Source organism: Pseudomonas sp. KH_021 (assembly GCF_057838865.1).
In genome coordinates this window covers 211,144-233,604 of the sequence record NZ_JBYQOU010000002.1, presented here as the reverse complement: position 1 = coordinate 233,604, position 22,461 = coordinate 211,144, and the positions used below count along the sequence as shown (strand labels likewise).

Sequence of the window (22,461 nt, the reverse complement as noted above, 5' to 3'; positions counted from 1 at the left end):
GCCCTCTAACAGGAGATTCACATGTCACAGCATATCAAGCACAACAGCTCTAGCCGGTTCACTTTGTCGATGAGGGCGGTAGCGATGGCTGTCGCGGTCATGGTAACAGCGCCGACGTGGACCAGTGCCGCAGAACCCGTGAAAAGCGAATCGATGCCGATGCCTTCCGAGCAGATGGATCACTCGAAGATGGACGGCATGAAAAAAATGGGTGGCATGTCCAAAACCGGCGATGTGGATTATGACTTCGCGGCCAACATGCGCATGCATCACCAGATGGCAGTCAAGATGGCGCAAGCCGAACTCAAAAACGGAAAAAATCCAGAGATGCTACGTATGGCCAAGGACATAATTGCCGCACAGGAAAAGGAAATCGCCGTCTTCGATCAGTGGATTAAAACAAATAAAAAACCATGACCATCACCTTGAACGGATACTGGACGAAAACTAAGTTCCGCTTGGTCCATGGATTTCCAGAGCCATTCGAGCTAGGTCAAAGGTCTGCAAGCAGAGGCACTGATCTGAGCCTGAGACGATGCTCGGTTACTATGCCTGGAGAAGCCCAATTGCTTGGGAGCTGTAGAGGCATTACTTGACCAGAACGTGGGGCAAAGCGTTCTGTCCGGGCTAATTTCGATGACTGCATGATGGCCGGTATTGCCCTGACCGCGGCACTCTTTAATCCGCGGATGAGTGCCCCGCTGCAACGCTGGATATGGCCGCCGGATCCGCGCAGAATTGGAAGCTCTCAGTTCACTACGTAATGACTCTGGTGTCTGACAGCATTGGCAAAACCTGGAGAGACAGATGACAAGCAGGCAGGCTTATTATCATATGGTGGATTGCCTTATCGTCGGTGCAGGCCCTGCCGGGCTGACGGCGGCTATCTATTTAGCGCGCTATCGCCGCCAGGTTCTATTGGTCGATGCCGGCCAGAGCCGTGCAGAGCTGATCCCGATCACGCACAACTATCCCGGTTTTCCTCAAGGTGTTTCGGGCGCCGAGTTGTTGGCACGACTACGCAATCAGGCAGAGCGCTACAATATTTATGTCCGACGAGCCACTGTGCAAGCACTATCAAAGCGAGGAGACGACTTCATCGCCGACATCGATGATGACCACGTTGTGGCGTCGACTGTGCTTCTTGCCACCGGCGTTATTGATAAGCCTCCCGAGATACCCGATCTACGTGAGGCCACTCTCGGTGGCGATGTGCGTTGGTGCCCGATTTGCGACGGATACGATGTCATCGACCAGGACATTGCTCTTCTCGCCTCCGCCAAGGAAGGTTTCAGGCATGCGCTATTTCTCCGTACCTACACCCGCCAGCTCACACTAATTGTGCAACCGGGCAGCAGAGAACTAGACAACGACGAACGTCTCAAACTTGCACAGGCAGGCATCCGGCTCGTCGAGGATCCAATCGCGCAGATCCGCAAGATCAAAGGGCATCGTGTGGCGATACGCTTGGCTAACGGCGGCGAACTCAGTTTCGACACCCTATACCCGATGCTTGGCTGCAACGCACGGACCGAGTTGGCTAAAAGCCTCGGCGTAACTTTTGACAGCAATGGCGAGTTGGTGGTGGACACCGACCAGCGCACGTCGGTCCTGGGGTTGTACGCGGCGGGTGATGTAGTCAACGCGCTCAATCAGATGAGTGTTGGAGTCGCCCATGCGGCGACTGCGGCGACCGCGATACATAACGCCCTCAAGGACAACTATCGCTGAAAAGTTAATGTCCAAGGACGGTCTGCTTCGGCCATATCGCGATAGCGACTACTGCCCACGACATTACGTGCTGGTGAGATGCGGCTCGGACTGAGCAGCGACTTTAGAGTGGTGAGCGAAGCGTCGTCGGGCAATACCGCCGAACTGAGCCTGACAGGCGGCAAGCTGAGCTGTGCTCAAACTGACGTTTCCCGCCAAGCCGGCTAAGCTGTTTCGCTTCGTCTTGTCGTGAGCAAAAACTACTTTTCCGAAGCGCTCAATGCCAAGTAGTTGATCATGATCAATGAGCGACTGGTTGCGGCGGCGCACCATGGTAGGCAGGTTATTGCTCGCCGAACACCATAAGCGGCGGGTGAGCATCGTCCAATAAGCCCTGGTTTGTTAGACGGTCTGCGCCATTGATGTCACTTGCAGAAGACGTGAGCCCATCGTGATGGAATGCAAGCCGGCGCGAGTGAATGCAAGCTCACTCGCAGCAAATGTGAGCCCGAGCGCATCGTCAGTCGCAGTTAATTTGAGATTGCGAGTCCGGCCGTTTTCTAATGCAAGCCGTTACAACTAAGATCCTGATATTGCCCTACCTGGATCGTGGCGCGCATCTTCGATGCTGAGCTCTGTAAAAGACATGGCGGCACCTTACGGAGGGTGAGGTGTTGCACTCAGTCTTCGCGGCCGGCCATTTATGAAAATGTCATTAATCTACGTTCAGTAAGCCTGCGCGCAAGAGCAAACTCTTGAAGTGGCCAATTTTGTTTGACTTGGTGTTCATGCTCTAGTAATTAGAGCGCATCCGTGGTCAGGGGTCGATAGGCTCTCAGATTATGAACACAAGAATTAGAAAACCAGAGGAGCAAAACATGTACAAGTCCAGATTGGCGCTTGCCGTGGCCGTTGGGGTATTGGCTCAGCAAGCCGGCGCTGCCGGTTTTATCGAAGACAGCAAGGCCTCGATCAGTTCCCGGACCATGTATTACAATGCCGACAACCGTGAAGGCGGCGCCGACCAGCGCGAGTCAGCCCAAGGCTTCAAGCTCGATTACGCCTCTGGCTTCACCCCGGGTACCATCGGTATCGGTTTCGACGCTCAAGCGCTTTGGGGCATCCATTTGGATGGCGGTCGTGGCCATCGTCCCGACGCTAACAACACTTTCTTTCCAAGTGACAGCGATGGCTCTGCGGTAGACGAGTGGAGCCGCATCGGCGGTAACTTCAAGGCGCGTATCTCCAAGACTGAAGGCCGCCTCGGTAGCGCACTGGCGCCAAACCTGCCAATCCTTGTCGCGAACGACAGTCGTCTGCTACCGCAGACCTTTGATGGTGGCATCGTCACGTCCAAGGAAATCGACAACCTGACCTTCACTGCCGGTCAGTTAGAGCATGCCTACGGCCGAGCTTCGAGCAACCGTACCGGCCTCGCGGTGTCTGGCGGAACCCAGGACAGCAACCAGTTCCGTTTCGGCGGTGCTGACTGGAAAGTTACCAAAGACCTGACGCTGCAGTACTACTACTCGAACCTGGAAAACTACTATACGCAGAACTTCTTGGGCCTGGTGCACGTCCTGCCGATTAGTACCGAGCAGTCCTTCAAGACTGACTTACGCTACTTCGACAGCCGCTCCGACGGCAAAAACGGCCAGACCGGTTATTTCTTCGACAATAACGGTGGTTTTGCCAAGAACGCGAACGAGGTCGACAACAAGACGTGGAGCGCCATGTTCACTTACACCCTGGGTGGTCATGCATTCCTGCTCGGCCACCAGCAAGTCGGCGACGACGGAGGTTTCGTCTGGTTGAACCAGGGCAGCGTTCGGGGCAGCAATGGCAGTCTCGAAGGCGCCGGTGGTTCCAGTTTCTATCTGTTCACCGACAGCATGGTTAACCAGTTCGCCCGCGCCGGCGAGAACACCACCTTCGGTCAGTACTCTTATGACTTTGCCCGCCTCGGGGCGCCTGGCCTGAAGGCGTCGATTTCGTACCTGAGCGGCGACGACATCAAGAACAAGAGCGGCAACGGCGACTACTCCGAGTGGGAACGCGACATGCGTGTTGACTACTTATTCCAGGACGGCGTGCTCAAAGGCTTCGGCGCTACCGTGCGTCACGGAGCTTACCGTGGTAGCGGCGAAAGCATCGCCGACCAGGACCAGACTCGCCTGATCTTCAACTACACGTATAGCTTCCTGTAGTCGAGCGTAAAAAAGGCCTCGATCGACGAGGCCTTTTTAAAGGTTCTTCACGGATTACCGGGAAAGACGTTCTTGATCTTCATGAAAAAGAATTCGCTATCCCGGTAACCGTACGCCATCCGCTTGATGACCTTTATAGCAGCGGTGAACGAATCTATTATCCCCACGGGTCGTTTTTAAAGCGGGCAATCGGCGCGATAGAAGGCTCTTACTGGCGCCAACTGCCCTCCGCGGCGGGCCTAATCCCCTACGATTTCATCAATCAGTCGCCTCTCAGCTAAGCGATCGCTAACTGGCGACTGCAGGCGATCGACGTACAGGCCCCGCTAAAGGTGACAATGAGTTGGGCCTTCCACTCAATGCCACTCTGAGTGGCGTCTGGCAGCTGCGCTTGGCGTGCACGCTGACGTGCTTATCGGTAGGTACCCCGGCCACTTACGGGATTCTGGTGAAGAACTCCGATATCGAAGGCAACATTGAAAACACCAACGAAATCTTCGGCAGTGGTCACTTCGTCGTGGGGCTGGGGATCGTCAATGACGGCCAGTATGAGATTGGCGGATCACTAACCAGCAGCCGAGTGATTTCGGTCAACGGCGAACAGTCCATTGCCCTTAAATTGGCTGGGGCAGACGTAAAAGGCGGTATTTCCAACTCTGGTCTCCTTTACGCAAGTGGTTCGGGTGCCCGAAGCGTTGTGCTCCAAGACTCGAAATTTGGGCCGTTGGTCAACAGCGGTGTGATTAACGCCGTAGGCGCACAAGGCATCCCAGACCGGGGGGTGACTACCATCTATGTCGACAATGTCCAGGGATACGACGACGGTAACCTTGGCACCGCGGTTGTTCAAAACACTTCCACGATCTCTTCTTCGGGCGTTGGCATCGTCAACACCGGCGCGTCTGATTTGGTAATCAACAACAGCGGCCGAGGCACTATTCTGGGCACCATCGCCGCCATTGACGGTGGCGATCACACAACCCTGAACCTGGGGGGCGGATCGGTAACCGGTGACATTCTTGGTCTTAGCCAATTGAATGTCCTGGAGGACAGGTCCTCCATTGTCACCGCTAAGAACATCGAGGCTAACTCGATGAACATTGGCAAGAATGCACGCCTGTATCTGCGGACGTCCCAAAGCAGTTTGAAGGGCGATCTACGCCTGGCAGGCGGATCGGCGATGGATCTGATGCTCGCCAATGACACCGACCCGAACACTGCTTACCTCGATGTCTCTGGTACGGCAACTTTCGACGCGGGTTCGGCGGTGACGGTTTCAGCCAAGCCTTATGACTTTACGCCGACAAAAGAAGGCGTTGAGTATGTCCTGGTGGAGGCTGGCTCCATCGCTGACAGTGGCGTGGCCGTGTCCAGCAGTTCCTATCTGTTGAACGTCGAGCAGTTTGCCGTGGATGGAACGACTCTTAAAGCAGTCGTACAGGCAAAGACCGACGATGAAATTGGTGATATCGAAGATCCGGACGGTGGAACCCCCGGTGGCGACAATGGTGGCGAGGGGGATGGTTCGCCGCATGGCCATGGGCTCAAGTTGCTGGGTATCGTTGCCGTCTTGTGTCACGTCGTGATGCAGGATCAAGCAGTGTTCAGCGTCCACGGCGGTTTGTACGTTATAAGCCACCCGCGGGCCTTTGGGCGTGCGCATCATTCGGGCATCGCTTTCGCCGGTGTTGAACTGCTCGATCCCCATCGACTTCATCAGCGCCTGGCAGGTCAGGTTGTTCAGTTGCCGGGCTTCAAGTTACTTCAGCGCTGTCTTGATGGCGCTGCGGTCAATGGTTTCACCCGCTTCGGCTGTATCGGCCTCATCCAGTTCGGCCAGATATTGGGCGATGCGTTTATCCAGTTTTTCCTGCTGGCGCTTGAGCTGTTTCACGTTCAGATGGCGCCGCTAAGAGGCTACCGCCTGAAATTTACTGCCATCAATGGCAACCAGGTCGCCAGCAATCAAACCGACTGTACGGCAGAACTGCACGAAGGCCCGACACGTTGCACTGAACGCTTGTTTGTTGTCCTTGCGAAAGTCGGCAATGGTCTTGAAATCTGGTTTGAGGCGGTTGAGTAACGACATGACTTCGATGTTGCGCTGGCATTCGGCTTCGAGACGACGGGAGGAGCGGATACGCTGGAAATAGCCGTACAGATAGAGCTTGAGCTGATCTGCCGGATCGTAAGAGGGGCGGCCTGTGCTTTTGGGCACCGCCTTGTCGAACGCCCAAGCGTATGAGATCGAGCTTGGCAACCAAGGCATCAATCACGCGAACGAGGTGTTCCTCAGGGATTAAATCTTCCAGCGAAACCGGAAAAATGCTGGTCTGATCGCGCGCTTGACCTTGAATGTAAGCCATAACAAAAATGCCCCATATCTTTCGATACGGGGCATTTTCTTAAACCGCGATGCAGATTGCTAGGTTTTCACACAGTCTGTTCGGCGGGTTTTTTTTCGTGCTAGGAATTGTCTCATTGAGGCCCGCCTCAGGGGGGCTTGAGTGAGGTCGCTATCCCGGTGGCTTTGCTTCCACCCCGTGTGATCCAAGACTATAAAACGCCCCCCTTGCACTTTGAAAAGTTGAGTGACACTGGGTTCACTATCGTAATCAGTGGTGAACCTATGGCCTCCAATCATCATGGTGCTCCGTCGAAACGTGTCTGCGCTCACACCGATGTGTTCACGTTCCACTACAGGAATAAAAGTGGTCTGCGCAGCGATTTGAACTACGCCCGCGCTACCTAGTGCGGTGCGTGCGGTAAGAAGGTTACCGATTGGTTAGCCTACCGGGGCAAAGGCTTCCATAAGATTGACCTCCCCAAGCTACAGGGGCGTACGCCCGGCCTGATCAGTTGGGGTAATCGAGTCCGCATCGAGCGTCTGCGCACATTGGGGCCGTTGATGGGCCATCTGCAGTCATCGACTGACCCCTTGGCCGGCGTGGTGCTTAAAGTCCTGGAATTGATGTTCCAAGTGCCCAGCGCGAGTTACTGGGTTGATGTGGAAAAGCAAAATTACAGTTGGTATTCCCTGCAAGGTGATGTCGCGTTATTGCTTCGCGGCTCAAGGGTCGCAGTATGCGAGTCGTTTATTTCGTCAGCGGCTGTGGCGTTACCGTATGCGCCAGAGCATGAGTCGCCGGGGAAATTGCTGGGACAATGCGCCGATGGAGCGGGTATTTCGGAGTTTGAAAACCGAGTGGATACCGACCACGGGCTACCGAACGGCCCAAGAGGCCCAGCGCGACATCAGTCATTTTTTGATGCATCGGTACAATTGGATTCGACCCCATCAATTCAACGGTGGGCTGGCGCCAGCTCAGGCCGAGAAAAAATTTAACGTCGTGTCCGGGATGAGTTGACCACTACAAGAGTCGTTATGGTGCCCCATTGGGTCCCCCAGCTTTGATCAGTCGTAACGAACATGAGGGGCTGGTGGGATCGCAACTCAATTTCCGCTTTTGGCCGTTCTCAGCCCTTCGTTCGTTTTGTTAATCTGGTCCAGCCCTGGAAAGACGTGATGGTTAAGTCGGGTGCAAATAGGTGGTCAGAACGAATGCAAATTCATGGTCAGGTCCATGCAGTTTCGCAACCAGCAAGCGGACATCGGTCCACCCGGCACAAGGTCGACTGACCGAGATCTCCTCTTAAAGTAAGTTGCTTTGAGAACCCTTTACGTTGATGGCCATTTGTTGACCATGCGTGCTAAAAATTCGTGTGAGGCCTTGATCAGCAAATAAAAAAAGGCGCCACAAGGGCGCCTAAGCCGCCTCCCACCAAAGGAATAACAAGGAGACGAGTTGTACCTGTGAGCGAGCTTGCTACTGCTCGATTTAGAGAATTTGCAGCGGGTACTCCACAATCAGACGAACTTCATTCAAATCAGATTCGAAGGCGGTAGCCCGAGTCGTTGCTTGGCGCACACGGAAGGACATGTCTTTCAGAGAGCCGGTTTGAATGATGTACTTGGCCTCGATGTCACGTTCCCAACGCTTCTGGTCCTGCAGTGGGGTGCCATCAGCTCCTCGGCGTATATAGACGCTGTTCGCATTCGAGTAGTCAGCATCCCAGCCCTTCGCGTAACGAGTCATAAAGCTCAGGCCAGGAATGCCAAAGGGCTGCATGTTCAAATCATAGCGTAGCTGCAAGGATTGCTCTTTCGGGGAATTGAAGTCGCTGTATTGGATAGAGTTATCCAGGAAAATCGAATCAGATTGGCGCAGGTAATCAAAATCGTCATCCCCATTGCTGCGCTGGTAGCCAACGGTCAGCGTGTGGGCACCAAACTGGACACCGGTCTTACCGCTCCAGATATTGTTATCGAAGCTGCCCAGCAGTTTTTTCCCCTCGTCGACTGCTCGGTAGTAGTTCAGGCCACCAATCAGCGCGACATTCTCGGAAAGCGGGTAGCTTAACGTGGTGCCTGCATAGTACTGGTTCCACACATCTTTGAAGCGGCTGGTATAGAGACTCACACCGACATTTTTGTTGACGGTGTAATCGCCACCCAGATAGGCGATCCAAGGCGCGTCTACAGATCCTGCATAGAACGTAGCAAAGCCGTCGCGCATGCTGCTTGAGTTTGGTTGGCTCATCGCATGCAGGCGACCACCCTGCAAGGTCAGGCCTTCAATGCTGGTGTTGGCAAACGTGGTGCCACGAAAGCTCTCAGGCAGCAGCCGTGAGTCCCCATACGCCACAACAGGCGTGGAAGGAAATACGTCCCCAACCTTGACGACCGTATCTAGCAAGCGAAGCTTGGCTGCTCCACCGACTTTTGAGTAGGTATCCTCCGGCTGACCTTTGCTGTTGTACGGCATGATGTCTACTGTGCCACCGGCTCCAGAACGGCCATCACCCGAGTCAAGCTTGATCCCTTGCATTGCGAATGCATCAATGCCGAAGCCCACAGTGCCCTGGGTGAAGCCTGACTCAAAACGTCCGATAATTCCGTGAGCCCACTCTTCGGAGTAACCGTTTCCAGTTCGACTGGACTGACCGTTGCGAAAGTCGCGATTGAAGTAGAGATTGCGGTTGAGAATGTTAAAGCTGCTCCCCTCAATGAACCCCTCTGGTTTTTGCTCAACGGCCACGGCAACCTGCCCCATACTCATGCCAAGGGCAATGAGGGAAAGCCCATAAAAGCTTTTATTATTCATGTAACACTCCAGGCTATAGCTTGGCAGAGTTTCTATGTGAAATATTTTTATGATTATGGGAGTGCAGGTAATTTACCCTGCGTTCCGTCGTCGGGATAATTCCACATGGAACATAACTGTAGCATGACCTGAAAATTACTTTTTTGTCAGTGAAAAGTAAGGAGTTGTTGAATTTTCAGTGAGTTTTTTTACGCGTTCCTGTGTTTGGCTGGTAAGCGATCAACCGCCATGAGGGCAGTTGCTTCCCAACACTTGGTATTCGATAGTGTTGAGCTTGCCACTCGAGTCTTCGTAGGTCATACGCGAAGGGACCAACCCACAATACTTAGCGGCTGTTGGAGTCACGCTAACCACTTTTGCGATATCGAGGCCCAACCCATACTTATAGTGGACAATTTCAGGCACGGCTTTACCGTTTTTGCTGGCATATTGCTCCATTGCTTGCTGATTCTCTTGCAACATCCGACCGTAGACGCGATCCCCTCCGCCTTCAGCCAAGGCCGCGGAAGAAGCTGCCAATATTGCAATAGCGATGCCTATATTCAATGTTTTCATGATTTTCTCCGTGCTCTAACTAATTTATAGTTAAATAGTAGTCCGCGATACCTGTCAGAAGGCTGCCGCTAACATTACTAATCTGTCAGGTATGATCTTTGCTCTGTTAATTGCATTCCGAGCGGTGCACCTATTGTGGTTAACGCTTCGTCAGCTAATAGGCTTCGGATGGTGTTAAATACCCATGCGCAACGAAGTGTTAACCGACTAGAAGCTGACAGAAATGTAATATTAATTTCTATCGCCTGTCCGCCGAGCGTGGTCTAGGGCGAAATGTGAGCCATTGGGTATGCACTAACTTGAATGCTATGAAACAGCATTTTGCGCGCATTACGCTTGGTGTTTGTCTGCAGTATCCTCATCCGCGTTCAGTCCAAAATGATCAGCTGTTTTTAATAGAAATTGTCGAATGCCGCTGCTCCCAGTACCACTGCTAGCGTTGTCTTTCCTTGGATGCGATGAAGAACATAGCTATGACCAACACCCCGATGACCCCTCGCATGAGCACTCACCAACACCTGCTGCCTTGTGTTGAGGCGTGTAGCCACTGCCACAAAATTTGCCTGAATACAGCGATGACCCATTGCCTTGCGGTAGGGGGCAAACACCTTGAGGCCGAACATTTTCGGCTGATGATCAATTGCGCCGAAATCTGTCAGACGTCGGCTGACTTCTTATTGAGTGGCTCCACCTTCCACCACCACGTTTGCGGGGTTAGCGCCGAGATCTGTGAGGCCTGTGCCAAGAGCTGCGAACAGGTCGGTGATACATGGTGCCAGTGTCGATCGTGAAGCCTCCCGTCACGCAGTCCAGCCCCATTGCGGTTTCCTTCTCCAGCGATTTCCTTCCCGGTCAAGCCCTTTCCGGGGTATGGCGACCTCCGCGCGTTTGATTCCTGTACCACACTGAGTTTCATCCCGCACCGCCTGGATGGCTTGCCTGCATGCGCTAGAGCGCTGCGCAGTGGATCATCGCAGCAATCGTGAACATACACCCCAAACGTTATTGCACAGGCTGGCCCGTCGTGGCTGCCCTGGCGGTAACCGTGCAGGCATTGCCCAACCACCGCCCCTGACACTCAATGAAGCCTTATGGTTGGCCGAAGATATTGCCCCTTCGCTGACCGTCCAGGCGGCCAAACTGGAGATTGGGATGCCGGCGGCGCTGATTGCCCAGGTGGAACGCAGCGGTAAGATTCAGCCGATCCTAACCCTCACCAGCCCCATACCTGAAGAGCGCCTGGTCCGAACATGAAGATGCTGGCGACAGTACTGAGCGCGGCCTGGTCGCCGCGATTCGTGAAGGCGCCGTGCAGCGTGTTCGACCCAAGGCCATGACAGTGGTGATCATTGCCGGCCTGCAGCCGATTCTCTGGGGCAGCGGTGCGGGTTCCAAAGTGATGAAGCGGATCGCTGCACCGATGGTGGGAGGGATGATCACCGCTCCACTGTTGTCGATGCTGGTGTTGCCGGCGGCCTATTGGTTGATGCGACGCAAAGGGAGGAAATCAGTGTCCGGCAAAGAAAGGTAACTGGGCTGCCAGGAACGCGGGTAACTTGGCGATGAGCACGGGTTGCCCAGTCATTTCGGCACTTGATTCTTATCTACAGCTATTAAGAAAAGCTTCTTACACCCTGCAATTACGAAAATGTAATTTTCGCTTCATTTTAATGACAGGTTCGCACGTTTATACTTTTACCATGTGAGCGGAGGAATTGAACGTGAGTATCTTAAAAGCAGTACTGGCAGTTTCGGTTATTTCCGCCTCGTCCTTGGTAATGGCCGAAGGCGGCGGCGACCGTGTCTATGGTCGCATGATTCAGGACAACGAAAAGGCGATGCAGGAGTACGCTGTATCCCGCGCCAAGAACCCGCCCGAGGTAACCCACTATAGGTACGGCATGAAGCTGGACATCGCCAAGCTCGTGCATATAACCTCTACCGGTTCCAGCTGCGAGGTTATGCCGGCCCAAATGACCTATGAGGACTCCAACGGCAATCTGCAGATTCTTGAGTATCGCGTAATGGGGACAGCTTGTCGGAATCAAAACTGAACTTCAGATTGAACTTACAGAACGCTGACTGAAAAGTAACTTAAAGTCACTCTGCCGTTATTTAGCGTGTGTGAATATGGTGTGAGCACACGGACGATGCCCTGCGCACTATGGCAATTACTACAAGAAACTTGACAGAGATCACACTGCCAGAAAACGTAGGAGCGTTACATGAATAGTGAAGCCCTGTTGGGTCTATCACTGATTGCTCTCAGCGTCAGTGCTGGACAGGTCACAATGGCTACTGAAGAGAAACCAAAAGGTTTCGTCGAGGGCTGCGGCCTCACCATTTTGAACCGCAATCTCTACTTCAATCGCGATTTCCGCAAAGGGCAGGCGAGCCGCACAGGCAACGGCTACTCGGAAGAATGGCCTCATGGGATCATAGGAGGATTTATGTCTATCTTCACCGAGGGCGCTGTGGGCTTTGGGGACGACGCCTTTGCGATGCTGGGCCTGAACTCGACTCTGGCGACGGGCAATCCGGTAGTGGCGGCTCCTGCCTGAAAGCTTTTGCGGTATCACTATGGCCAACACCAGTATCGATGGCTTGGCCCTTCAGGGTGGCCGCCTCCATTCAATGAGCGAGCCCAATTTCAGCAGCATGCGCGATGGCCTCACTACGTTCTACGCAGGCACCGTCGACTCCCCCTGGATCGCTTATTTTGGCAGCGATTATACGGTCAACGACAACGTCGGCATCAGTCTCTATACAAGCCGACTCAAGGATACCTGGAATCAGTACTACGCCGGCACCACGTTGAGCTATCTGCTCTCAGATGATGTCGCCCTGATCGGTGGACTCAACTACTACAACGCCGTCGATGAAGGGAAACAACAGTTGGGTAGCTTCGATAACAACATCTGGAGCGGTAAGGTCGGGGGTACAGTTCGGTGCTCATACCCGGGTTGGATTGCGCTTCCATCAGTTCTGATTGCAGCTGCTGCATCGAGCTGTGTATGCGGGCGGTTTCCTCGGCACGAATTCGATCGGCGTCTGGTTCGTACTCGAACTGGAGCAGGAAGTCTTTCAGCAAGAATTCATGGGTGCCATGGCTCACATAGGTTGACCGAGTTGAGCCATCGGGCTGCGGGATTTCTATTTCCTCGCGAGTACCAAATTTTGACGGGTGCGCTCGCATGACAATGGTGTGCGCGGTGTCATCGACCCACTTAATCGATTGCAGCAGCAGAACTGAATCGAGGGTGATGCCCTTTTGCGGGATCGCCGAAGTGGCTCGCCAGTATTGGCCGGCCTGAAGAGACTGGAATTTCTCCACACGCTCAAAGTCCTCGAGTGGGCGGCGGGTGGTTAGGGTGCCCCACGTGCTCTCAGGAGAGTACTCGCTGTACTAGAAAGCAGACTGGGGGCTCAGAAGATTCTTTTATGCCATGGGCAGGCCAAGAGGGGAGGCTGAGCGGACATAAGCAGAATGCTCAGCGCGACAGGGGGCTGCCCGTCAGAGATGGCCGGATTTTGTCGGCGGGTTAAAGCAGTAACCGCCCGAGGTCCCATCTATCAGTAATGGCTCGGAGTGGAGCTGGGCTCGCGACAACTCCGCCCATTGCTCGGCTGCTTGACCAAGGTTTGTAAGACAACCTGGGCCACCACCGTTCTGCCCATAGAGTGCAGCCGGTATTGTCCCGGCCATCATTCCGGTGCTGATTGTCGCGGCAAACCCAAGCGCCAATAACGCAGCAATGCCCAACCCGGTTGCGATCGTTTTTTTAGTAATCATGACGGCGGCCTCGTCGAATCTTCATCGTCGAGGCTACCCATTCGGCCTGGCGGTAGCAGCTCAATCTGAGCCATATCAGGGGCATCGGTCGTCAGTTATGAGGCGTGGTGTCGGCTTACGAAGTAAATGCAACTTTTTGCAGATAGCTTCGACCGTTTGTCATGGTGATTTTTCTTGATCAGTAGGCCAGTTCGTTGCCGAGAGCAGCAACGCGTCTGTGAAAGTCGTTCGTGGCTGAAAAACGCAAAGCAACGCGGTTCGCCAAAGCCGATAAACGTGCGTGCCTGGAACGGCTAACCCCTACAAAAGTATCCGCCAGTTCTGGAAGCTCGCGCATGTCGAAAGCGATTTTCTTGCCATCGGCCAAGACGGTGCTAACGATGTAAGCCATGTCAATTTCAGCTTTCAACACTGTCCCTACCGATACGGTTTCACCGCTTGTCAGCACAGCGGGGGCCTGAGGTCCTGCGCGATATTCGTTTGCCATCATCTGCATGTGCATTTCCGTTAATAGATGGTTTGCGACTCGTACTCGGGCAAACAACACATGCCGAGGATGCTAGGACGCGACCTCACTGGCTGGCCGGTCATCAGCCGCTTTTGGAGGTTTGGCTCGTCCGGCCAGCAACCATGAACCATGTTGAATATCCGCATCAGGTAATCGTCCTGAGCGGCCATGTGCGTGACATGCCATGGTTGATCGGAGAAAAGCGACGTTGATCCTTCAATTGACTCGACCAGCTCACGGTGTTCATCGAGTCGTTTGTTCACCGAGTTTCCGAACTGTAAAAGTGTTATCGCTTCTTCGCTCAACTGTGTACGCATAAGGTTCTTTCCCTTAGGAACGCGCTTGTACGCGGCTTTGCTTACCCGATTGCCTTTGGCGCTCCTGAGTCATTTGCCAGAGCCCTGCTACCCCCCAAGGCCACGACCATCCTGCCAAACAAAACAACAGGAGGTTTACGCTTACGTCTGGCAGCAGCTCCAGCGGCTTGCCGTGACCGACCCCGTAGACCCAGCACCAAAGCGCGGTCCAAAGAATAACGACCCAAATTTTGAGGGCTTTAGCCTGTACTTTTGTCATGCTCGTTTCCGTTAATTCGCGGCGCATGCCGTTGAGGTGGTTTCTTGGGCTTCATCCGGTGGCCAAGTCAAATATGCCGTTGCCGCTCCAGACGCTATCAATCCAGCCACCCAGATCCAAACCTTCACAGCTGCAAGATCAGCCGACGACTGAGTGACTATCTCCACCCACGGAGCCCAAAAAAGGCTAAAAAACACCATGGAGGCGAGCACCGCTATACAAGTAATCCCTACGTTTTTCATAGCTTTTCCTCATCATGAAGGCCGTACCAAAGAACCGCTTGCGCGCCGAGACCAGCAACACCCACAACAGCGCCAAGAGTGATCAGCGTGCCTGAAGAATGCCAAAGGCCGAGCAAAGCTAACACCGCGCCGAAAGCACCAATCAACATCGGTACCCTGCGTGCCCAACGCGTCTGATGTTTGACCCGGGCGATCACTTGCTGCTTCAACTTCTTCAAATCCTCATCGCTCATCCCTGTTCGACTCCTGAGTCAGCGGACGCGAAAACCGCGCCCTGGTACTGCATTTATGCCGACCAAATTATGTAAACAAACCTTGTTAGACAGCGAAAATAAGCGCCCTTGGAGAGTCAAGGTTTCTAAAAAGTGGAAATTAATACCCGAGATTCGACGAGGTGTTTACAAAACTCAGAAATCGCCCCAGCCCCCTCATATGCCATCGGGTGAATCGTGGCGGGAATCCGGGGCGAATCAGTGAACAGCATTACACCAAGAACGGGATTTTTATGAGGACCATCACGAATATCACGAATCGGCGACTAAAAATGTTTACTTATGATTGTGAATGATTATTATTAGCGCGCATCCACCCTGAAGGATATGCGTCAGTGATACGAACCTCTCCGGTGTTTTCCCGGTTACAAGCAGGGAACAACGTCTACGGCTTGCTCAATTCTCTACCTTCACCGATGCTCTGCGAAATGCTCGCGTTTGCGGGCTTCGACTTCGTGATTCTCGATCTTGAGCACTTACTGCGCTCCGAAGAAGACATCATGCATTGTGTCCGCGCGTGTGAGGCCGCTGGCATTTCGCCTTGGTTGCGCATACCTCAAGTGGACGAAAAACTGATCGGTCGGGCACTGGATGCCGGTATCGAAGCCATCGTCCTTTCACGCACCGAAAGTGCTGCGCAAGTTCAGCGAGCCATCGAAGCGGCCTTCTTCCCCCCCCTGGGGAAACGCGGAATAACCGGTGGCCGTATTACCGGATTCGGTCGCCTGCCCTTACCCGAATACATTGATCTGGCCAATCGCCAGACGCCGATTATTCCCATGATCGAAAGCAGCGCCGGGGTCGACGCTCTCGGCGAAATCCTGCAACTGCCGGGCGTCGGCATGATTATGGAAGGCGCACTGGATCTGTCGCTCGATCTCGGTCTGGGACCCGACCCTCTCAATCCCCAAGTCTGGCAAACGCTGCAATACATGGCTGATGCCTGCCTCAGCGCCGCAATACCATTCTGCGCAAACCCCCGCACTGCTGAACAGAACACGCTGTGGCGCGCTCGCGGGGTCCAAAGCTTTCTGGCCGGTGAAGACCGGGGATTGCTGCAAAACGCATTGAAAGCCCGCCTGCATTCTCTCCAACAGTAAAAATGAGCCAACGTAGTCCACATGAAAACAACAACAAACTCCCTACATTTTTCACTCAGTCTTATCACTTTGGGCATCTGTCACAGTGCCATGGCCGCCGATCAATCCGTCGAACTGTCCACCGGACCTGCCAACGGCCTGTCACTGGCGCCCGTGGTGATTCAGGGTGACGTTCTCGGCACGGCCAGCGATCAGGAGGTGCGTACCTATGCCGGCAGCCGCAGCGTTGTCGACTCCAGCGAACTGAAAAAAGCCAGCGTCCGCGGTGTGGACGACGCGCTGCAACGGGTACCGGGCATCAAGATCTTTGACGAAACCGGCACCGGCGCCTTGCCACAGATATCGGTACGCGGTCTGTACGAGAGTCGTAGCGGCCGGATTCAAGCTTTGTCGGATGGCATTCCACTAGCACTGGCGCCGTACGGCCAGACGGGTCTGTCGCTGTTTCCAGTGACCATGGCCACTGTAGACCGTATTGATGTCGTGCGTGGGGGCGCAGCGGTGCAATACGGTCCGAACAACGTTGGCGGGGTGATCAACTTCATCAGCAAGCCGATTCCGCGCGAGTGGGAAACCACTCTGCAGGAGAAGTTGACGTTCAACGCTGGCGGGCGCCAGTTGTGGGACAACTATGTGGGCACCGGCGGCTACCTGACCGACAACTTCGGCCTGCAACTGGACCTCAATACCCTGGGGGGCGAATACGGGCGCGAGCACTCCGAGACCGATGTGCAGAACTACCGTCTGCGCGGCCAGTGGAACATCGACGACGATCGCGATCTGAGCTTCGGTATCCAGCACTACAAGGCCGATATGGACCTGGCCGGAGCACTCAGCGTGCAGGATTACAAGGATGATCCACGGCAATCGACGCGTCCGCTGGACCGCTTCGAGGGCGACACCAATCGCGTGTGGGGCACCTACACCCAGCGCCTGGGCGCCATGGGGCCGTTCGACTCAGTAGAATACAGCTGGACCAACTTCGCCCACGACAGCTACCGCAACTTCGTGGTCGGCCTGCCGTTCACTCCGGACGGTACGGCGGTGACCAAACAGGACGGCCCACGCGACTTTAAAGTCTGGGGCACGGAGCCGCGCATCAGTGCCACTATCGATGGCGACACGGTTGGCCAGACCTGGTTGCTGGGCGCCCGTTATGTCAGCGAAGACATCGACTACAAGGTCAACCGCCAGCGCGTCGCTACCGGCGTGACGACGCCGTTCCGGGACTGGAAGTTCGATGACGACGCCCGCGCGTTCTACCTCAGCAACGCCATCAGCCTGCTCGATCATCGCCTGACCATCACCCCCGGCGTGCGCTACGAAAACGCCCGCATGGATTACGCAGACGGCATCACCGGGTTCTCGCGCGAGAACAAATCCGAAGAATGGCTGCCGGGCCTGACTGTTGGTTATCAGGCGACCGACGCCTGGTACGTCTACGCCAACGCCCAGAAGTCCCTGCGTCCACCGCAAGTCACGCAGATCGTCAAGGAAGGCGATGTCGGCGCCGAACTGGCGTGGAACTACGAGACCGGCGTGCGCTATACGCCATGGGACGGCATGCGCGTCGACTTCAACTTGTACCGCATCGATTTCGACGACCAAATCAGCTACAACGCCACGACTGACCGCTTCAATAACCTTGGCAGCACACGTCACCAAGGTTTCGAGAGCGAGATTTTCTGGACGCCGCAAGCTCTACCTGATCTGGACCTGCACGCCAGCTATGCGTACCTCGATGCCAAGCAACGCAACGGCACGTTCAAGGACAACGAGGTGCCTTTCGCTTCGCGCAATCAGTTCACGGTTGACGGTCGTTACCGTTTCGCCGAGCACTGGACCTACAACCTCGACGGCTTGTACGTCAGCAGCGCGTACACCGATGCCGCCAACTCCGGCGATGAAAACGCCACTGCCAGCGTAGGCAAACTGCCTGCTTACTGGCTCTGGAACACCGCCCTCGAGCGTGAGTTCAAGCTGGCAGACAAGAGCGTCCTGACCGCGTCCGCGGGCATCAGCAACCTGTTCAACCGCGAGTACTACTTCCGCGGCATCGACACCAGTCCATGGGGTCGTCAACCCGCGCCCCAGCGCTCGCTCACTCTAGGCGTCAACTACCGCTTCTAAACCGCGCACTTGCGCCCCTGTAAACCAGTTGCCCGATCCCCCGGGACGGGCAACTGCTGCCCCCAGGAACCTGCCATGCAACGTCCATTCATCATCCTTGCCCATGTCGCCCACCCTGCCATTCTCGAGGGCTTCCTGCCTGCCGCGCACAAACGCGGGTTACCGATCGTGGTCATCACCGACCACGCTCAGGAACACCGGCGACTGCTCGCCACCTCGCCTATTTCGCCGGAACAGCTGCACGTCATCGAATGTGATGTGTTCAATCCGCTAGCGGTCATCGAGACACTCAACGGTCAGGGCTTGCGCCCCGTCGCCGTGTTCTCCAACAGCGATCACCTGCAGACCGCGACAGCGATGGTGGCCGAGGCCTTCGAATGCCCTGGCAAGGACTGGCGGTTGTGCTATGCAGCGAAGAACAAGGCAGCCATGCGCGAGCGCATGCAACGTCTAGGTCTGCCCGGGCCATGGTTCCAGGTGCTCACATCGAACTCCAGATTGCCGACCGATGCGCCGTGGCCAGTGGTCGCCAAGCCTCGTGAAGGCGTCGCCAGCCTGGACGTCAGACTGTGCCACGACGCCGCCGAATTGACCGCTTACTGCGAGCAGTTCTGGCAGCAGCAACCGGATCGGGCGCTGTTGCTGGAGGCGTACATGGAAGGTCCGTTATTCACACTCGAAACCCTGGGCGACGGACGCAACCTGCAAGCCATCGGAGGCTTCGACGTCACCCTTTCACCGCCGCCGCATTTCGTAGAAATCGCCGCGCGCTGGAATGGACAACTCAGCCGCGCCCAACGTGCCGCCGCGCTGGCTCAAGTGGCCGCGTTCGGGGTCAATTTCGGGGTTTGCCACAGCGAGTTCATTCTGACCGCCCAAGGCCCGGTACTGGTTGAGATCAACTACCGCAGCATCGGTGATGGTCGCGAGTTCCTGCTGGATCGGCTGCTGCCACAGGGCTGGTTCGACCGCATCATCGCTTTGCATCTGGGGGAAAAGCTGGTCGACACGCAACCCGCACAAGCCGAAGCAACCGTTCATTACCTTGTGGCCGACTGCTCGGGACGGCTGAAACAGGCCAGTGCCAGCTTCAATATCGAACGTGAGAGCCATTGGTGCGATTACCGCGCACTTCACAACACCGGCGACACCGTGACCATCAGCCATTCCAACAAGGACTACGTCGGCGTACTGAGACTGATCGCGCCGGATGAGGTGAGCCTCGAAACGCAACTGAATTCGACGCTGAACGACCTGAAGTGGGTGATGGCATGAGCCTGTATCCGGACGCCGCGGATCAGGCGTTCATTACTCGACGCATCATCGATTGCTGCCTGCGCGAGGACATCCGAGGGATCGTCAGCACAGGACAGATTTGTCGGTTGCCGGAAGAACTGAGTCAACACTTGCAGCATCAGCCCGACGCAAGCTGGCTGCGAATCGCCCATCTGGGCGCCGACGAACTATGGCTGCCGGTGGTCAAGGCGTATCCGTTGCAGGACTGGATCGGTACAGGCGACGCTTGGATCAAAGTGTCGCCGCAAAGCCACGGCGAGATTCAACGCGGCTACGGGCTCTGGCTGGGCCACCTGAGCCACGGTCTGGACGAAGAAAGTCTGGCACTGTTCGCGGCGTATCTGAAAGAAGCAGATTGCGCGAGCGAACAACGGACCCTGTGCAATCAGGCGTATCGCCAACATGCGCCCGCGCTGAGCGACGTGACCGACCTGAAGGACTGGTCGCAGAGGCTGCTGAAGATCGATCAACTGGCGAGCTACCTGGATCACCCGTTTTATCCAACGGCGCGGGCCAAAAGCGGCTTCGATGCCGCCGCGCTCAGAGGCTACGCGCCGGAGTTCGCGCCGCGCTTCGAACTCAATTGGCTGGCGATTCCCAACAACGCCCTGACCCTGACCAGCCCGCAGCCGCCGCACTGGCCGAACTTTGAGGAAGTCGGCTTGTCACCGACCTTGCAAAACAGCCATTCATTACTGCCAGTACACCCGCTGACATGGGGCGAACTGGAGCAATACGGCCTGCCTGAAGGCACGCTCAAGGCTCCACGTACCGCCATGCAGGTCGAACCTACGCTGTCCGTGCGCACGGTGGTCTGCATCAATCAACCTCAGTGGCACATCAAACTACCGTTGTTAGTCAGCACGCTCGGTGCGCGCAATTTGCGCCTGATCAAGCCCAGCACCCTATACGACGGTCACTGGTTCCAGACCACCCTGCAGGCCTTGACCGAGCGCGATCCGGCACTGGCGTCACGTTATCTGCACGTTGACGAAAAACACGGTGGTCATGCCGCCGAGAGTCGTCATCTGGCCTATATCGTGCGCCGTTATCCGACGGGGCTGGAGAACATGACACTGGTACCTGTCGCCGCGTTGGCCAGCTCGCTTGCCGACGGGCGCCTGTTCCTCGAACAACTGGCCGAGCGCTTCTACGCAGGTTCGTTGCAACACTGGCTGGATGATTATCTCGATCTGCTGCTGCAGGTCCATCTGCGACTGTGGATGCATTACGGCATCGCGCTGGAGGCCAACCAGCAGAACGCCGTATTGATGTTCGAACAAGGTCAGCCATTGCGTCTGCTGATGAAGGACAACGACGCAGCCCGCCTCTGGCCTCAGCGCTTCGCCGCTGCCTGCCCGGATCTCACTAACCTGCCGGCAGCCTTGCAGGATGAGCGCATTCGCGTCGACAGCAGCCAACCGTTGGCCGAGATGTTCTGCACCATCACCTTGCAGCTGAATATTGTTGCGATCCTGGAAGCGATAGCGACCGCAGGCCTGGCCTCTCGATCCGGTCTGTACGGCACGCTGCGTCAGCGTCTCATGACCTGTCTCCAACATCTCGAAGCAGAAGGCATCGACTGTGACGACGCGCGTCGATGGCTGCTCGACAGCCCGAAACTGCCGGTGAAATACCTGCTCAGCGCCGGCAGCCTGTTCAGCAAGGCGCATTCCGGTGCCAGTGACATCAACAAGTTCTATGGCTACAGCGCGGCGAACTTCCTGCTGGAGGATGCTCCATGCAACGGCGTCTGATCACCAGCGTTCTGCTGGGGCATTACCTGTCGGCCTTCACGGCACTGGGTATACCGTTGTACTTGCCGCGCATCCTCACCGACCTCGCACCTGACACACCAGGCTGGGCCATCGGTGTGCTGTTCGTGTTGCCGACGCTTTGCACCGCACTGGCGGCGCCGATCTGGGGACGCTGGGCCGATCGCAACGGTTGTCGCTTGTCGTTACTGCGGGCGCATGCCGGACTGTTCGCGGGTTTTCTGCTGGCAGGCTTCAGCCCTAATCTGACGGTGTTCGTCCTGGCGTTGATCATCCAAGGCACCTTCGGCGGCGCAATGGCGGCGTCCAACGCCTACCTGTCGACCCAGTTCAAGGGCGGCGATTTGTCCCGCGCCCTGAACTGGACACAGTATTCGGCGCGCCTGGCAATGATCAGCGGCCCGATCCTGTTGGGGCTGCTGACCGCGCAAGGCATGGGATTGAGCCTGTATCGCTATCTGGCCTGGTTACCGCTGCTGGCCTTCGTACTCATCCTGCCGCTGCCCAAGGACGCCCCCAAGCATGTCTTGGACAGCAAAAAAGCAGAGGCATTGGGCGACCTGCCGGAAGACATGCCGCGGCTAATGGCGGTGCAGTTTCTGTTCAGCTTCGCGATGGTCGTCACCTTTCCTTACTTCATGCCCTTCGGCGAGCAACTGGGAATTGGCAGCGATGTCGTGATCGGCGTGCTCTACAGCCTGCCGCATCTGGTTTACCTGCTGGCCCTGCCTTGGGTTCAGAAACATCAGGGCAATCTGCTTTTGCCGGGGCTGGCGTTGCTTGCAATCAGTAACGCGCTGCAATTCTGGAGCGTGCAGGCCGAGCCGCTGTTCATTCTGCGTCTGCTCAGCGGGGCCGGCATGCTGCTCAGTTTCGTCGGGCTGCACCGCTGCCTGAGCCAGCGCAGCCGAAAAGGCAGCGCCGGTCGCCTGTTCGGCTGGTTCGACTCCAGCGGCAAATGGGCCGGTACCGCCGCTGGTGTCGCAGCCGCTCTGGTCAGTCAGACCTTCGGCATTGCGTCCCCCTTTCTCGTTGCGTGCCTGGCGGCCATGGCGGCCATGGTACTCGCGCGCCCTCTATTGATGACCTCCCGGGAGATTCCGGCATGACGCTCGCTATCAATACCGTATCG

Annotated in this window: 20 protein-coding genes and 4 pseudogenes; 14 read left to right on the top strand and 10 right to left on the bottom strand. The window is 55.9% G+C overall.

What is annotated here, in order from left to right; all coding sequences use genetic code 11:
• Positions 1-21: 21 nt before the first annotated feature.
• Positions 22-417, top strand: a complete 396-nt coding sequence (locus AC3IX4_RS29925; RefSeq protein ID WP_256580177.1) for a DUF305 domain-containing protein — start codon at positions 22-24, stop codon at positions 415-417.
• A gap of 390 nt (positions 418-807) precedes the next feature.
• On the top strand, positions 808-1,731 hold the full coding sequence (locus tag AC3IX4_RS29920) for an NAD(P)/FAD-dependent oxidoreductase (RefSeq protein WP_489261436.1): 924 nt from the start codon (positions 808-810) through the stop codon (positions 1,729-1,731).
• A gap of 63 nt (positions 1,732-1,794) precedes the next feature.
• Here AC3IX4_RS29920 and AC3IX4_RS29915 read toward each other — a convergent pair whose 3' ends face one another.
• Positions 1,795-2,091: a hypothetical protein gene (locus AC3IX4_RS29915; protein ID WP_489261435.1), complete on the bottom strand. Its 297-nt coding sequence runs from the start codon at positions 2,089-2,091 to the stop codon at positions 1,795-1,797.
• A gap of 497 nt (positions 2,092-2,588) precedes the next feature.
• On the opposite strand from AC3IX4_RS29915, the gene AC3IX4_RS29910 reads away from it, so the two are divergent.
• Positions 2,589-3,917 carry an OprD family outer membrane porin gene (locus AC3IX4_RS29910; protein WP_489261434.1) on the top strand — a complete coding sequence of 443 codons (1,329 nt, stop codon included), beginning with the start codon at positions 2,589-2,591 and terminating at the stop codon, positions 3,915-3,917.
• A 47-nt stretch (positions 3,918-3,964) separates the two neighbouring features.
• Here the strand turns inward: AC3IX4_RS29910 and AC3IX4_RS29905 are convergent, their stop codons facing one another.
• The 3 genes and pseudogenes from AC3IX4_RS29905 to AC3IX4_RS29895 all read right to left on the bottom strand — a co-directional run.
• Positions 3,965-4,084: a transposase gene (locus AC3IX4_RS29905; protein WP_256580176.1), complete on the bottom strand. Its 120-nt coding sequence runs from the start codon at positions 4,082-4,084 to the stop codon at positions 3,965-3,967.
• A 398-nt stretch (positions 4,085-4,482) separates the two neighbouring features.
• The gene (locus tag AC3IX4_RS29900) at positions 4,483-4,950 is read right to left on the bottom strand and encodes a hypothetical protein (protein WP_489261433.1); all 468 of its coding nucleotides are present in this window, start codon (positions 4,948-4,950) and stop codon (positions 4,483-4,485) included.
• A gap of 501 nt (positions 4,951-5,451) precedes the next feature.
• Positions 5,452-6,283, bottom strand: a pseudogene (locus AC3IX4_RS29895) (transposase); the annotation flags it as partial.
• A gap of 705 nt (positions 6,284-6,988) precedes the next feature.
• Between AC3IX4_RS29895 and AC3IX4_RS29890 the strand changes: the two are divergent.
• Positions 6,989-7,285: pseudogene (locus tag AC3IX4_RS29890) on the top strand (integrase core domain-containing protein); the annotation flags it as partial.
• 471 nt (positions 7,286-7,756) lie between these two features.
• Here AC3IX4_RS29890 and AC3IX4_RS29885 read toward each other — a convergent pair.
• Together AC3IX4_RS29885 and AC3IX4_RS29880 are read right to left on the bottom strand one after the other, a co-directional pair.
• Positions 7,757-9,082, bottom strand: coding sequence for an OprD family porin (locus AC3IX4_RS29885; RefSeq protein ID WP_489261432.1), 1,326 nt, complete (start codon positions 9,080-9,082; stop codon positions 7,757-7,759).
• A 219-nt stretch (positions 9,083-9,301) separates the two neighbouring features.
• Complete coding sequence (locus tag AC3IX4_RS29880) at positions 9,302-9,637, bottom strand: DUF2790 domain-containing protein (protein ID WP_489261431.1); 336 nt, start codon at positions 9,635-9,637, stop codon at positions 9,302-9,304.
• Positions 9,638-10,095: 458 nt separating this feature from the next.
• On the opposite strand from AC3IX4_RS29880, the gene AC3IX4_RS29875 reads away from it, so the two are divergent.
• From AC3IX4_RS29875 to AC3IX4_RS29855, 5 genes and pseudogenes are all read left to right on the top strand, one after another.
• Positions 10,096-10,428, top strand: coding sequence for a four-helix bundle copper-binding protein (locus AC3IX4_RS29875; RefSeq protein WP_489261430.1), 333 nt, complete (start codon positions 10,096-10,098; stop codon positions 10,426-10,428).
• A gap of 172 nt (positions 10,429-10,600) precedes the next feature.
• Positions 10,601-10,891, top strand: a complete 291-nt coding sequence (locus AC3IX4_RS29870; protein ID WP_489261663.1) for a hypothetical protein — start codon at positions 10,601-10,603, stop codon at positions 10,889-10,891.
• Positions 10,863-11,168 (top strand): annotated as a pseudogene (locus tag AC3IX4_RS29865) (efflux RND transporter permease subunit); the annotation flags it as partial. The gene AC3IX4_RS29870 and the pseudogene AC3IX4_RS29865, both read left to right, overlap by 29 nt.
• Before the next feature lie 190 nt (positions 11,169-11,358).
• Complete coding sequence (locus AC3IX4_RS29860) at positions 11,359-11,691, top strand: DUF2790 domain-containing protein (RefSeq protein ID WP_489261429.1); 333 nt, start codon at positions 11,359-11,361, stop codon at positions 11,689-11,691.
• Positions 11,692-11,862: 171 nt separating this feature from the next.
• A pseudogene (locus AC3IX4_RS29855) lies at positions 11,863-12,596 on the top strand (OprD family outer membrane porin); the annotation flags it as partial.
• A gap of 555 nt (positions 12,597-13,151) precedes the next feature.
• On the opposite strand, the gene AC3IX4_RS29850 reads toward AC3IX4_RS29855, so the two are convergent.
• The 4 genes from AC3IX4_RS29850 to AC3IX4_RS29835 all read right to left on the bottom strand — a co-directional run bounded on the left by AC3IX4_RS29850 (position 13,152) and on the right by AC3IX4_RS29835 (position 14,989).
• A complete protein-coding gene (locus tag AC3IX4_RS29850) occupies positions 13,152-13,430 on the bottom strand; it encodes a hypothetical protein (RefSeq protein ID WP_489261428.1) in 279 nt (92 codons plus the stop codon).
• 178 nt (positions 13,431-13,608) lie between these two features.
• The gene (locus tag AC3IX4_RS29845; protein WP_489261427.1) at positions 13,609-13,926 is read right to left on the bottom strand and encodes a hypothetical protein; all 318 of its coding nucleotides are present in this window, start codon (positions 13,924-13,926) and stop codon (positions 13,609-13,611) included.
• A gap of 11 nt (positions 13,927-13,937) precedes the next feature.
• Positions 13,938-14,255: a hypothetical protein gene (locus tag AC3IX4_RS29840; RefSeq protein WP_489261426.1), complete on the bottom strand. Its 318-nt coding sequence runs from the start codon at positions 14,253-14,255 to the stop codon at positions 13,938-13,940.
• A 497-nt stretch (positions 14,256-14,752) separates the two neighbouring features.
• Positions 14,753-14,989 (bottom strand): hypothetical protein, encoded by a 237-nt coding sequence (locus AC3IX4_RS29835; protein ID WP_010465840.1) that lies wholly within the window; start codon positions 14,987-14,989, stop codon positions 14,753-14,755.
• A 455-nt stretch (positions 14,990-15,444) separates the two neighbouring features.
• On the opposite strand from AC3IX4_RS29835, the gene AC3IX4_RS29830 reads away from it, so the two are divergent.
• From AC3IX4_RS29830 to AC3IX4_RS29810, 5 genes are all read left to right on the top strand, one after another.
• Complete coding sequence (locus AC3IX4_RS29830) at positions 15,445-16,128, top strand: HpcH/HpaI aldolase family protein (protein WP_489261656.1); 684 nt, start codon at positions 15,445-15,447, stop codon at positions 16,126-16,128.
• Positions 16,129-16,149: 21 nt separating this feature from the next.
• Positions 16,150-18,258: a TonB-dependent receptor family protein gene (locus tag AC3IX4_RS29825; RefSeq protein ID WP_489261425.1), complete on the top strand. Its 2,109-nt coding sequence runs from the start codon at positions 16,150-16,152 to the stop codon at positions 18,256-18,258.
• Positions 18,259-18,333: 75 nt separating this feature from the next.
• Positions 18,334-19,533 carry an ATP-grasp domain-containing protein gene (locus tag AC3IX4_RS29820; RefSeq protein WP_023662028.1) on the top strand — a complete coding sequence of 400 codons (1,200 nt, stop codon included), beginning with the start codon at positions 18,334-18,336 and terminating at the stop codon, positions 19,531-19,533.
• A complete protein-coding gene (locus tag AC3IX4_RS29815; protein ID WP_489261424.1) occupies positions 19,530-21,311 on the top strand; it encodes an IucA/IucC family protein in 1,782 nt (593 codons plus the stop codon). Before AC3IX4_RS29820 ends, AC3IX4_RS29815 begins: the two co-directional genes overlap by 4 nt.
• Positions 21,296-22,438, top strand: coding sequence for an MFS transporter (locus AC3IX4_RS29810; protein ID WP_489261423.1), 1,143 nt, complete (start codon positions 21,296-21,298; stop codon positions 22,436-22,438). Before AC3IX4_RS29815 ends, AC3IX4_RS29810 begins: the two co-directional genes overlap by 16 nt.
• Positions 22,439-22,461 lie beyond the last annotated feature (23 nt).